The 13578-nt window shown below is 60.5% G+C and carries 9 protein-coding genes and 1 pseudogene; 2 read left to right on the forward strand and 8 right to left on the reverse strand.

The genetic code is table 11. The features are described from left to right. Positions 1-3 precede the first annotated feature (3 nt). The 3 genes from AF70_RS18555 to AF70_RS18565 form a co-directional block, all read right to left on the reverse strand. On the reverse strand, positions 4-762 hold the full coding sequence (locus AF70_RS18555; RefSeq protein WP_028940914.1) for an SDR family oxidoreductase: 759 nt from the start codon (positions 760-762) through the stop codon (positions 4-6). Between the two features lie 43 nt (positions 763-805). Next, a complete protein-coding gene (locus AF70_RS18560) occupies positions 806-1498 on the reverse strand; it encodes a fumarylacetoacetate hydrolase family protein (RefSeq protein ID WP_028940913.1) in 693 nt (230 codons plus the stop codon). A gap of 98 nt (positions 1499-1596) precedes the next feature. Beyond that, positions 1597-2946 carry an MFS transporter gene (locus tag AF70_RS18565; protein WP_019649133.1) on the reverse strand — a complete coding sequence of 450 codons (1350 nt, stop codon included), beginning with the start codon at positions 2944-2946 and terminating at the stop codon, positions 1597-1599. A 584-nt stretch (positions 2947-3530) separates the two neighbouring features. Here AF70_RS18565 and AF70_RS18570 point away from each other — a divergent pair. Beyond that, positions 3531-4463: an AraC family transcriptional regulator gene (locus AF70_RS18570; RefSeq protein ID WP_026286543.1), complete on the forward strand. Its 933-nt coding sequence runs from the start codon at positions 3531-3533 to the stop codon at positions 4461-4463. Between the two features lie 4 nt (positions 4464-4467). Here the strand turns inward: AF70_RS18570 and AF70_RS18575 are convergent, their stop codons facing one another. Continuing rightward, entirely contained in the window at positions 4468-4833 is a 366-nt protein-coding gene (locus AF70_RS18575; protein ID WP_019578533.1) for a response regulator transcription factor, read from the reverse strand. A 41-nt stretch (positions 4834-4874) separates the two neighbouring features. Further along, positions 4875-5867: a response regulator gene (locus AF70_RS18580; RefSeq protein WP_018927749.1), complete on the reverse strand. Its 993-nt coding sequence runs from the start codon at positions 5865-5867 to the stop codon at positions 4875-4877. 353 nt (positions 5868-6220) lie between these two features. Between AF70_RS18580 and AF70_RS18585 the strand changes: the two genes are divergently transcribed. Beyond that, positions 6221-11275, forward strand: coding sequence for an ATP-binding sensor histidine kinase (locus AF70_RS18585; RefSeq protein ID WP_028940912.1), 5055 nt, complete (start codon positions 6221-6223; stop codon positions 11273-11275). Positions 11276-11332: 57 nt separating this feature from the next. On the opposite strand, the gene AF70_RS18590 is transcribed toward AF70_RS18585, so the two are convergent. The 3 genes and pseudogenes from AF70_RS18590 to AF70_RS18600 form a co-directional block, all read right to left on the reverse strand. After that, complete coding sequence (locus tag AF70_RS18590; RefSeq protein ID WP_018927751.1) at positions 11333-11833, reverse strand: helix-turn-helix transcriptional regulator; 501 nt, start codon at positions 11831-11833, stop codon at positions 11333-11335. 161 nt (positions 11834-11994) lie between these two features. Further along, positions 11995-12246, reverse strand: a pseudogene (locus AF70_RS29855) (LysE family translocator); the annotation flags it as partial. A gap of 61 nt (positions 12247-12307) precedes the next feature. Continuing rightward, a complete protein-coding gene (locus AF70_RS18600; protein ID WP_028940911.1) occupies positions 12308-13573 on the reverse strand; it encodes a TIGR02270 family protein in 1266 nt (421 codons plus the stop codon). Positions 13574-13578: the final 5 nt, after the last annotated feature.

The raw sequence follows: 13578 nt of genomic DNA on the forward strand, positions 1-13578 counted from the left end.
GGTTCAACCGCGACCGGCAAACGGCATGGCACTGGCCATGACGGTCATGTTCAGGACGTTCGCCTCCAGCGGCAGGCCGGCGATGTAGCGCACGGCATCGGCCACATGTTTGACGTCCACCATCGGCTCCACGGCGATGGTGCCGTTGGCCTGGCGTACGCCTTTGGTCATGCGCACCGACATTTCGGTCAAGGCGTTGCCGATGTCGATCTGGCTGCAGGCGATGTTGAATTCACGCCCGTCTAGGGCCAAGGATTTGGTCAGCCCCAGCACCGCATGTTTGCTGGCGGTGTAGGCGCTGCTGAAGGGGCGTGGGGTATGCGCCGAGATCGAGCCGTTATTGATGATGCGTCCGCCCTGTGGCTGTTGCCGGCGCATCAGTGCGAAGGCACCACGGGCGCAGAGGAAAACGCCGTTGAGGTTGGTGTCGATCACGTTTCGCCACTGCTCGAACGTCAGCTCATCGAGCGGCACTGCAGGGGCGTTGACCCCGGCGTTGTTGAACACCACGTCGAGGCGTCCGTATACCTCGGTGATGGTGGCAAACAGCGCATCGACACTGACCGGGTCGCGCACATCAGTGGGCACCGCCAACGCTTCGTGTCCTTCGCTGAGCGCCAATTCGACCAAGGCCTGCAAAGGCTCCGCTCGGCGACCGGCCAACACCAGGGTGAATCCGTCTGCCATCAGAGCCAGCGCCACGGCGCGGCCGATTCCGCTGCCGGCGCCGGTGACCAGGGCCACTTTCAAAGGACTGGACATGTTGTTATCTCCTTTTTTCAATTCACGAGAGCGTACGTCGGGTTCAAGGTCGCTGACCGACGCGCATTTCCAGTTGGCCGATGCCGTCGATCCCGGCATTGATGATGTCGCCCGGTTGCAGCACATCGACGCCCGCCGGGCTGCCGGTCATGATCAAGTCGCCGGCCCGGAGCGCTACCGATTGCGAGATGCGGCTGATGATTTCACTGACCGACCAGATCTGGCTGTCGAGGCTGTCGCGTTGGCGCTCTTCGCCGTTGACGTTCAGCCACAATTCGCCGTCCGGGTGTCCGGCGCGAGTCACCGGCACGATGGCGGTCATCGGCGCGGCGCCGTCAAACACCTTGGCACCTTCCCACGGCAAGCCATTGCTTTTGGCCGCACGCTGGACATCACGGCGGGTCAGGTCAAGGCCGACGGCATAGCCCCAGACATAGGCCAGCGCCTGGCTCTCCGGAATATTGGCGCCGCCTTCGCCGATGGCCACGACCAATTCGATTTCGTGGACAAACTCTTCGGTCAATGGCGGGAAAGTCACTTCGCCCGTCGCATCCACCACGTTGCTCGCCGGTTTCATGAAGAACACCGGCGGCTGGCGGGACTGGCCTTGGGTGTCTGGCCAAGGGTAGTTGCGGCCGACGCAAAAAACTCGGCCAACGGGAAAGCGCTGCTGGCTGCCGGCAACCGGCAAGGTCACGGGCAGATCCGGGGTAAACACGTACTCGGTCATCGTCATTTTTGTTGTCGTCCTGTTTGAAGCGTCAGCGTACGGCGGCAATCTTTTGCAAAGTTGGACGAAAGCCGCCTCGTGTTGGAGAAAAACGGTGTCTTGGCTCAGCGCGCCTTGAGTTCGATGCGATACAAGCGACCGAGCAGCAACGAATAGGACAAGGTGCCCATCAGCGCCACGCCGCCAATGAACCAGAAGGCGTAGGCAAACGAGCCTGTCGCGTGGACGATGCCGCCAATCACGATCGGGGTGACGATCCCGCCGATGTTGGCGGCCAGGCTGGTGACCCCGCCAGTCAGGCCGATCAATTCCTTGGGCGCGACTTCCGACACCGCCGCCCACGACGAGGAGGCGATTCCCTGGGCGAAGAAGGCCATGGTCAGCACGGCAATGCAGATCACGTTCGAGTCGGTGAAATTCACCAGCACGATCGACATACCCAGCATCGAGCCGACCACCAATGGCAACTTGCGAGCGAAGGACATTGAGTAACCACGACGGATCAACAAGTCGGAGACGATGCCGGCCAGCAGAATGCCGACCGTTGCACCTACGAACGGCAGCACGGCGAAGACCCCGGCCTTGATCATGGTCAGCTTGCGTTCTTCGATCAGGTACGTCGGGAACCAGGTCAGGAAGAAGTACAACGCCGAGGTGCTGGCGAACTTGCCGATGCAAATCGCCCAGATCTGCCGATAGCTGAACAGCTCGGCGATCTGCCGCCAGTTGAACCGGGTGCGCTCCTGACTGCTCTTGACCAGTCCACCGCCGGCTTCGATGTACTTCAGTTCTTCCTGGCTGACGTTCTTGCAGCTCAGCGGATCGCGGTACACGTAGAGCCAGATCACACCAAACACGATGCCGAGTATCCCGGTGCTGTAGAAAACATGGCGCCAGTCATAGGTCGTGGCCAGCCATAACAACATGCCGGTAAACAATGCCGTGCCCAGATACTGGCCGCACACGTAAATGCTGCTGGCCAGGCCCCGTTCGCGGGCCGGGAACCATACCGTCACCGCACGGCTGTTGGCCGGAAATGCTGGAGCCTCCATGGCACCGACAGCCAGTCGCAGCCCGAACAGCGAAGCGAACCCAGTGGCAAAGCCTTGGCACACGGTGACCGTCGACCAACTGATCAGCGACACCCCGTAGGTGAACCGGGAACCGAAGCGATCGGCGATGAACCCGGCGGGGACCAGAGCGAGTGCGTAGGTCCAGGCAAACGCGGAAAAAATCAGACCCATTTCGATCTTGTCCAGGCCCAGATCCTTGGCCATGAACGGTGCGGCAATCGAGATATTTACGCGGTCGATGTAGTTGATGATGGTCGCAATCAGCAGCAATGACAGCATGAACCAGCGCCGACGCGTCGGTAGTCGCTGAGGCAACAGGGCGTCCCGGGCGCCGGCGCTCACCGACGGCGCGGTGGACGGGGAGGTTTGCGAATTCGACATGGGTAGACCTTCTTATTGTTAGGAGAATCGAGATGTTCGCGCGCAGCCGAAGCCGATGCCCCCAGTGCCGGGGCAGGGCAATCGCTACTTGAATGAGGGCGCGGACAGCTACTGTCAGGCGCTCAGATACGCCTTCGGACTGGCTCGGTCGGGGGAGGGTTGGCGAGGGAAAAAAGCAGGTTCATCACGAGCGCACCTTTTGATTGTTTTTGGAAGGGTCGGGCTGCATTGGTTATTACAGTGGTCGTACAACCTCTCAAAATCAACGGAGGCGTTAGATCGTTTTTTCTCCTGTAAAAGGTGATTCATGCAGGTGTCCAAGAGAAATCAAATCGACTCATTTCCTTCGTTATGCGTTATTCACTTCGTAACTATATGTTTTTAAAAGATTAAATATTTTTTTGCGCTCGTAGTTTTTTGGACAGGCGACACATCACACACGGATACAATTAATTCTCTGTGTTTCGTTGTCATCCTATGACATGTTGAAGCCAGCGGTGTCTGCCTTCACAATCACTGCGGTCGCCGCCTGCGTCGCGGCGCGACGACAACCTGTCCATGTACCTGTCGAGGATCCTCAGGCGATGTCGTCACCGAGTCGAGTACCCACTTACGTCATGCAGCAACGCAGCGAATTGACGGACTTTTACATCCGCGACAAAAAGGGCCGGCGCGCCGAAACCAGCCCGCATCGCCATGAGTATTTCCAGATCCAGGTCAACCTCGGTGGCGATACCGTGCAGCACATCGGCAACGTCGAGCGGCCGTTTCCGCGCAACACGCTGGCCTTCATCCTGCCGCATCGCGTGCACGTGATTCCGCATCCGGCCGACAGCAATTTCATGGTGATCAACTTTTCCCAGACCTTCCTGTTGCCGCATTTGCAGTGCGACCCGATGGACCTGGAGGAAGTCTCGATTCTGCTGGCACCCGAGTTGTCGCCGTTCCGCTTTCAGGAGCATCTGGATTTCATTCTGTCCGATGAAGATTTCAGCAAAGTCTGTGCCCTGATCGAACAGATGCGCGTGCTCGATGAAAACCGTCAGTTCGGCACTCGCGAGATGCTCAAGGGGTTGTTGCTGCAACTGGTGGGGAGCGTTTGTGCCTTGTATGCCGAGCCGCTCAAACGGTTGGCCGAAGAGAATGCCGCCGAAGTCAGCCGACGCGATGCGCTGAGCAGGATGTCCGAATACTTGCGCAAGAACATTGCCGATCCCGACCTCAACCTGATCAAGGTGGCTGCTGCTACTTACCTGTCACCGACGTACCTGACGCACTGGTTGCGCAAGGAAATCGGCAAGACCTTCACTGAGCTGGTGCTCGAGCGCAGGATGCACGCGGCACGCAATTATTTGCTCAATGGGACACGACCAGTGGGGGAGGTGGCAAGGTTGTGCGGTTTCGCTGACGAGGCTTATTTTTCGCGACGCTTCCGCCAGATCCACGGCCAGCCTCCAGGGCAATTCAGGCGTCAGCAACTCAATCCTGATACGCCGCAATCACCGTCCAACACGTGATTGTTCATCGCTCACGTTGCAGCGCAAACTCGACGGCGCTTAGCAAGGCATCGCCGTTGAAGGGTTTACGCAAGCATTCGATGGGCTCATAGCGGCTGGATTCGGCCAGTGTGGCTTCATCCCAGTGCGCCGACATGCAAATCACTGGAAACTTTCGGCCCTTGAGCGTCAGCGCACGCATGACGTCCAGCCCTGACAGGCCGTTCATTTTCAGATCCAACAGCAGGCAGGCAACGTCATCGAAGTTTTCGAGGGCCAGGAACTCCTCGCCCGAGGCGAACACCCGAGAACGGTATCCGGCCGACCGGAGCAGATTGGCCAGGCTTTTGCGTACGGACGCATCGTCGTCCACGATGCAGACGATGATCATGGCGCTACGGGATGATTCGGGGGCGCAGCCAGTCTCCGTAGTCATGAAGAACCCTGCATGCCAAACGCTGGCTCCGTGCTGATCAAGCCATACAGCTTGACCAGATTGACCAGAGAGCGTGTCTGCATTTTCTCCATGATGTGTTTGCGATGGACCTTGGCGGTGACTTCACTGGTGCCCAGCTGGTTGGCGATGTGCTTGTTGGACAGACCTGCGACGATCAGCGGCAGCACTTCGCGCTCACGGGGGGTCAACAGGGCAGCCCTTTGACGGGCGCTTTGTATGCGTTGCCATTGCTCGAACGCCGTCGCTGCACGCTGACGGGTGGCGCGCAGGGTGTCCAACAACTGGTCGTCGTTGAATGGTTTGGTCAGGAATTCGACCGCACCTGCTTTCATGGCCTGCACCGACATCGAGATGGTGCCGAAACCGGTCATGAAAATGACCGGCCACGGATGCCCGCGCTGTCCGAGCGCCGATTGAAGTTCCAGGCCTGTCGTTTCGGGCAGACTGACGTCAAGCAACAGGCAAGCGGGGCCGGTGTCGAGGTCAGCGTTGAGCAATTCTTCGGCCGAGGCGAATATCCGGTGCGCGATGCCTTCAGCCCGCAGCAGTCGGCTGAGAGCTGTACGCACGCTCGCTTCATCGTCGACGATGAACACCGGCACGCTGTCAGGATCGATCGTCTCCTGATCCTCTGGCGCCAAAGGGCCCGGTGCCACCGGATGGAACAGGGGCAGGGGCGGTTCACGTTTTTTCAATAATCGGTAACCTCGGCGCGGGACCGTCTGGATAAGTTCTTTTTCTCCGAGCAACTTGCGCAGTGAGGAAATCTGCACCTGCAGATTGTTTTCCTCGACGACGGTGTCGGGCCAGACCTGTGTGATCAATTCATCTTTGCTGACAATCCGGCCATCGGCGTGCATCAGCACCGAGAGGATTTCGAACGCCCGGCCCCCGACACGCAGCGGCCGTCCATCAAGAAAGGCTTCGCGCCGCTCCAGGGAAATAGTGGCTTGGCCGAGTCGGATCATGCGTTCCTCTGCACTGCGTGGATGGAGAGTGACGCCGGAGCATCGATTCATCAGAGGTACACGCTAGGGGACGGCCCCGCATAATGCAATTATCCCGAGGGATAACACACCGTGATTTCAGTGCGCAAAAACCATCGGCAACGGGGCAGCACGACAGCCATCATGGTGCCGATTACGGACAGGATTACCGGCATGCAGCCGTTGGGCCAGAGCCTTGCGTATACTCCAGGGCTCAGCCCGAAACGAATCTTCAGCGGTGATTGTTCATGTCCAGCCGTCCTCTCTCATCATCCGGTTCCCGCAGTCTTGAGGTCGTCCACGATGAAGCCTGGCTGGAACGCTGCACCTTCTCCATGCTGCGCCGGGAAAATGACCTGACCTGGTTCACGCTTCAGGACCGACCGTCGGGCACACACTGGCTTGCCGCCCGGGCGCCGATTCAGCTGCCCGGCACGTGCCAGCGGCTTGAGCGCGATTTTCATCTGCGCCTGGATCCGGCATGGGCGATTGCACCTGTCGCGTTTATCCGCTCGGCCGAGGGGCCCTTGTTGATCTATCCCGCATCGGGGACGCCGCTGATGGATCTGATCGGTGACGCCGGGCTGCCGCTGGGGCGCTTGTTGGCCATCGCCGTGGCGGCGGCCAACGCGCTGGCCAGCGCGCAGAACGCGGGTGTGCGCCATGCCAGCCTGCTGCCCCACCATTTGATGGTGGAAACCGCCGATTCGGTCAGACTCCTGGGTTTTCACAGTCATGCCGCAGAGGTGCCCACCGCTGAATTGCCCGGTCTGGAACAATGGCCGTACCTGGCGCCCGAACAGGTACGGCGCGATGCCGCCAGTTTTGACGCGCGCAGCGATATCTACGCCCTGACCGTAATCCTCTATCAAGCGCTGACCGGCCGACTGCCGCTCACCGCCCGCGACCCCTCGCAATGGCTGCACGTGCACGCCGCCGTGCAACCGCAATCACCGGCAATCCATGTTGCCGATCTGCCGGAAGGCATCTGCCAAGTGCTGCTCAAAGGCTTGGCGAAGGAACCGGGTGCCCGCTATCAGCGCGCAGAGTCGATGGCCGCGGATCTGGCCTGGTGCCAACAGCAGTGGCTGGAACACGAGCGCATTGATGGGTTTCGGCTGGGCGCCTTCGATGCGTTGCCTTCTGCGGCCCGCGGTGATGTTCTGTTCGGCCGCGAGGCTGAACGCATGCAGTTGATCGAGCAGATAAGTCAGGTGCGCAGCGATGGCATCGCCCGGGTCCTGCTGGTAGGTGGCGCGCCGGGTGCCGGCAAGTCGACGCTGATCCACCAGGGTGTCCGGCCCTTGGCGCCCGGCTACTGGGCCAGCGGCAAGAGCAATCTGCTGCAGCAGGAAATTCCCTACGCGCCATTGGCAGAGATCCTCAAGTCGCTGATGACCCAACTGCTGGGCAAGCCGGCTCTGGAACTGGAGACGCTGGGCGAGCAACTGGTCGAACGCCTCAAGGGACGGGGTAAACTCCTGGCGGAGCTGGCGCCCGAGGCCGAGCTGGTCATCGGTGTCGCGCCTGAACTGCCGAACATGCCGGCCCGGCATGCGCTTGATCGCGCCAATCAAACGCTACTCGATGTTTTGGAAGTCTTCGCTCAGCCGGGACGACCCCTGGTGCTATTCATAGATGACGTGCAGTGGGCCGACGATTCGACGCTGTCGTTCTTGCAAGCCTTCATCGCCCGGCCGCCCCGGCATCTGGCGCTCATCCTGGCGTACCGTGAGGCCGAATCGCAGTCCCTCCAGCGTGAAGGTGGATTGCTGCAGGTGTTGGAGCATGGGCAATCGTTACCCTGTACAAGCGTCATGCTGGGTCCACTATCGGTGCCAGCAGTCGCGGAACTGATCGCCGCTGAACTGGACACCGACCCCGAGGCTATCGAGTCGCTCGCACCAGTCGTGCACTACAAGACGGCTGGCAACCCTCTTTTCATCAGCCAGGTGTTGCGCGCGTTGATCGATGAACGTTTGGTGTGCTTCGACGTGCACGGTCGCCGCTGGACCTGGAACCAGGAGGAGGTGGATGGTTACCGTTACGCCGATAACGTCGCGGACTTGATGGTGCAGCGATTCGAACGGCTGGCACCGATGGAACGCGAAGTGTTGCGCACGGCCGGATATGTCGGCGGGCGCTGTGATGAATCGCTGCTGCACCGGTTGTTACCGTGTGATCAGCAACAGATCAACCGTGAAGTGCAAAGTCTGGTCGATGCCGGTTTTCTGTTGCGTGAGCGTGAGCAACTGGTGTTTCCCCACGACCGTGTACTTGAGGCAGCCTGTCAGCTTGCTGCGCCAGCGGGACGCGCCGCCGAGCATGCCCGTATCGCCGTCGCCATGCTTGATCAGTGGGGTGAGCAGATCCATGAGCGTGTATTTGAAGTCGCCAGCCAGGTTCAGCGTATTGACGTGGATAAACTGGAGGCGCATCGCCGTGCCGCGTTCGTCGAGCTGTTGGTCGAAGCTGCCGAACGTGCCAGGGACACCGCGGCTGTCGAGCAGGCCGTGGGCTATCTGCGCACGGCCGAGCGTCTGCTCGGGCAGACCGGTTGGTCGAGCCTTTACACTCAGGCGTTCGCCACCCAATGGCTGGCTGCCGAATGTGACATGCTGCTGGCCGATCTGGCCAGCGCCCAACACCGCCTCGACGACTGCCTGAATCACGCCACCACAGCCCTCGACCGCGCGAAAACCTATCGGTTACGGGCCACCTTGCGCACGTTGCACTCCGATTACGAGGGTGCGATAACCGAGGCGTTGACCGGGTTGACCCTGCTGGATATTCCCCTGCAGCGCAAGCCCTCGCACGATCAGCTGAGCCTCGTGTTTGCCCAGGTACGCGCACTCGTGGGCGCGCGCCGCATCGCCGATCTGGTGCATTTGCCCAAGGCCGATGACCCGCTTGTCGAAGTGGCCATGGAGTTGCTCAGCACATTGATTTCCTCGTTCTTCGTCAACGACGACATTCGTTTTCTGCATTTGGCGAAAATGGTCGAACTTACGTTGATGCATGGCACCACGCCGAGCAGCGGTTATGGGTTTGCCTGGTTTGGCGTGATGATTGCCGAGCGCTATGGCGAGTATGTGGACGGGCAGTCCTTCGCCGAAGTGGCCCTTGAACTCACTGACAAACACGGCTACGAAGCCGGACGCACAGGTACGCTGGTGGCGCTTGATCAAGTCAGCCCGTGGACCCGACCGATGGCGTACGCCCGACAGAAGGCGTTCGCAGCATTCGAGTGCGGTCAGGCCGGCGGTGATCTGGGTATGTCCTGTTATGCCTGCAACCACATCGGCTCCGATCTGTTGTTCATGGGCGAACCCTTACAACGAGTGTTGAGCGAACTGGAGCATGGCCTGGCCTGGGTGCGTCAGTTTCACTATATCGACATCGAACGCATCCTGCTGGCGCAACAGGCGTACGCCAGCGATCTGCGCGATGGGCGTCAGCACCGGCCGCTGACCGAACTGGACGGCACTGAACATGACCGTTTCGGCCCCATCGACCGCACCAGCGTGTCACAGCCGACTCTGTTCTGGACGTGGCTGTATTCAGGCATGTCCGCGTTTTACTACGGCGATATCCCTTACGCATTGCGGCGTTTCGAAGAGGCGGCCGCGCTGACCTGGTCCATTCCGGCACACATCAATCTCGCCGATTACTACCTGTTCTACAGCCTGGCTCTGGGCAGTGCGCAGGCACCGGGGGAGGTGGCCGAAAAACTGGAACAACTCGAACGGCAACGTCTGCGGTTTCTGTCATGGGTCGAGCTCAACCCGGCAACCTTTCGCAGTAAATTGCTGCTGATCGAAGGGGTCATCGCCCGTTTACGCGGTCAGGAGCTGGTTGCCATCCGCTGTTTTGATCAGTCCCAGATCGCTGCTGCAGCGGCCGGTTTCATCCACGAGCAGGCGCTGGCGCATGAACAGCTAGCCGATATCTGCTTACCTAACGGGCTGGTGTCGGGTGCCAATCACCACCTGCGCGTCGCGCGCGACTGTTACAACCTCTGGGGGGCCAACAGCAAGGCCCGCCAGCTGGAAGCCTTGCACCCGTTTCTGAACACAGAGTCGTCGTTCGAACCTGTCCGGCCTGTGACCCAGGTCCGCCTTGATCTTGAAGTGGGAATCGAGGCGGCGCGCGCACTTTCGCAAGAGGTATTGCTGGAACGACTGGTCGAAACCCTGATGAACCACCTGATGATTCAGGCGGGTGCCGATCATGGCGTTCTGATGATTGTCAGCGGCGCCGAGCTGCAACTCGCGGCAACCGCTTCTGTCGAGGCCGGCAACGTGCGGGTCGCGCTGGACACCGGGCAGCCGCTCGAACAGATGGCGCCTGCCTCGGTGCTCAACGCCAGCAAGCGCACCCGCAACACTCTGGTGCTCGACGATGCCCGGGCAGATTGTCCCGAGGCCTACAGCGCCGACCTCCTACAGCGCCAGACGCGTTCCATGTTGTGCCTGCCGTTGCTCAGACAAGGCACATTGATCGGTCTGGTCTATCTCGAAAACAGCCTGGTCCCCAAGCTGTTCAGCGCCGAGCGCCTGACCATGCTGGAAATACTCGCCTCTCAGGCCGCTGTGTCACTGCATACCGCCAGGCTGTATGCACAGCTGGTCGAAGACACCCGACTGCGTGCGCAAATGGAAGCGGACTTGCGCAGTTCCCGGGCAGAACTGGCGCGTAGCTCGCACCTTAAAGTCATGGGCGAGCTGTCTGCTTCGATTGCCCATGAAATCAGCCAGCCGCTGCTGGGCATCTTGTCTAACGCCTCGGCGAGCCTGCGCTGGCTTAAGCGCGATCAGCCCGATCTGGAAGAGGCGATTCAGGGGCTGGAAGATATTCGCTCAGACAGCGCCCGCGCCGCCGATATTATCCAGGCACTTCGCGCGCTCGCCAAACAGGCGCCGTTGCAACGGCTACCGGTGCAGATCGACGAGTTGATTGGTGAGGTCGTGCGCCTGACCGCCACCGATCTGGCGAACCGCAACGTGCAACTGCAAACCCGGCTTGATGCGCAATGCCCGGTTTGGGTCGATGCGGTGCAGATCCAGCAAGTGGTGTTCAACCTGATCACCAATGCGCAGGAAGCCATCGTCGGAGCCGGGTTGCCAGATGGACGCATCATCATCGGCTCAGCGGTCAAGGACGATCATGTTCAAGTCTGCTTCCAGGACAATGGGCCGGGAATTGACGCACCACAGCGCGAGCAAATCTTCGATGCGTTCTACACCACCAAAGGCAGCGGCATGGGGATGGGGCTGGCCATCTGCAGGTCAGTGATCGGTGCGCACGGCGGGACGCTGGTGGTCCAGGACAGCGAGCAGGGCGCCAGGATCTGTTTCAATCTGCCGATCGCGGCGGCCAGCGTCGGATAAAAAAAGGCCGCATGAGCGGCCAAAGGGGAGGAGTTCGTTCTGTTGGCCTCGATCAGTTCACGCGTGCAGCGCCTGCGCGCGAAGTTGTCGCAAGCCGTCGACCACGCTATCGGGGATTCTCCTGTCGGATATGTCTCGATCAATCATTGGTGTGTTGGGACGTCGGTTTGTGATCACGTGATCAACGGCCCGCCGCCAGGCCTTGGGTGTCATCCCTTCCAGCCGGCTAAAGGTGTGGGTGAAATGCGAGTGGTCCGCGAAACCGCATTCATAGACGACGTCGGTGATCGGCATCGAGGTGATCAGCAGGCTTTTGGCTTTTTCGATTTTCATCCTCACCAGCCAACCTTGGGGTGAGTGGCCGGTACTTTTTTTGAACGCCCGGGAAAAATGGCTGCGCGAAAGGTTGCAGTGTTCGGCAATCTCGCTGATGCGAACGCAACTGCCCATATCACGCAGCATCAGTTCCTTGGCGCGGCGCTCTTGCCAGCTGGACAGGGCGCCCAGCGGTCTCGCAAGTTCACATGGATGGTCTGAATTCACCGATTGCGGGTTCATGGCGGCTCTCCTGATCGTTAGGGAAAGTCTGTCCGCCGGCGACCTTTAAAGTCCTTAATCAAACCTTAAGAATTATGAAACGCCGCGACCGATCGGCGTGGGTGATTAAAGCCATGCGAGGCGGGCGCGCGTAGGGTGCTCAGCGGGGCGAGTCCCTTGCTCTATTTTTGGCTGAGCGCCGCGATCGATACCCCCCGATGCCACAAACGTCATTCCTGCCCCCACGTCAGACCATTCACAAGTCGTGGCCGCTGGCGTAGAAAACCGGAAAGTGTAGTGGCGAAAGCGCCCATGAGCGCGAATCCAGCTGCCGTAAGTACAGCAAATCACACGCCGTACACCTGCATCTGGATACTCACTGAGCCGCGGTGCGGGTCGACAAACTGCGGAATGAATGCCAGCACGAAAAGGCCCAACCATTTAAGTATTTCCAAGCTGTCTGGCTTAGGGGCTGCATTCTATTTTGGCAAAACCTCAGAGGGGCCGAACGGGCGACGCTGGCTCCCCCAACAACATCTTTTGCCGCCAGGCGGGTGCGCTGGTGGGGAACAGCACTTCGTTCGGTCGCCAGCGAGCAACGCCGAAGGCGGCCGCAATACGCTGGCGTTGCTGGCCCTGGACAAGGACGCGCCGGTAACTGCTCTCGCTCTGCTGTAGCCCCAGCACATAGCCCACGCCCGCCTGGAAATCGCCTCCATGGGCCCGCCACCAGGCGGCGATCAACTGCGGGTCGGGCCAGGGCAGGTTTTCATCGGGGTCCATGGCGACATTAGCGTCCTCAGGATCGTCGTTCGGGCCGGCATCGAAATCCGGCAGGTCCTGCAATTCCAGGTCGAGCAGCGCCAGGTCAGCGCCAGTGATCAGACTGAAGGCTTCGCCGGCGACGCGGGCATGAGGCAGGTCGCTCATCTGCTGGATCAACCAGGGCACGCTGAACGGGTCGCCCAGCAGCCCGATGGCCTGGATGCCGATGCGCTGCTGCTCAGGGGTCTCTATCAATTGGCGTATCCAGGTGATGCTGTCTTCACGCTTTTGCCAGGCCAGCAATACGCAGAGTGCGCGGTACTGGAACTCGCCCGGTTGCTCGGCGAACTGGCGCAGCGGTTCCAGAGCGTGCTCATCGCCCATCTGTGCGGTGGCCCAGTTGGCCCAGAAGCGCGTGGCTGGATCCGGGTGTAGACGGTGGGCACGAATTGTCGGCATCAGGTCACGACGACGCAGCTCGCCGGCAGTGCGGGCGGCACGTGCCAGCACGCTTGGGTCGGCGTGGGAAAGTCCGGTAAGCAGGGCAGGGCCAGGGTCGTGGCGGTGCATGCCGCAGGCGGCCAGGCCGAGGCGGTGGAACAGGGGTTCAGGGGAGGCGAGCATGCGGTCGATCCAGGGCGATATCCACTCCCAGTCGAGCCAACCCAAGGCCATCAGATAACCGCGCTCCGTTTCCACGGCACTGCGCAAGTGCTCGCTGAGCCGCGACAACACCTGCGCGTTACCCGCCTCGAAGGCCAGCACCACACTGGCGAACATCTCGCCGATGGCGTGTGGGCCGAGTTGGGTCAGGAGGGTTTCCAGGCCGGTGGTGCCGGCGATTCGAAGGCCGTCGAGGTGGGCGTCGATGCGGCTGTCGAGTGTGTCTATGTGCTCCAGATCGTAATGTGGTGCACGCATGGCATAGTCGCGCAGGGCAGCGAGAAAACTGGCCTCTTCGGTGTGTTGGTGCAGAATCGGTGACAAACTTTCCATGTATT

Source organism: Pseudomonas sp. KD5 (genome assembly GCF_012932895.1).
GTDB lineage: Bacteria > Pseudomonadota > Gammaproteobacteria > Pseudomonadales > Pseudomonadaceae > Aquipseudomonas.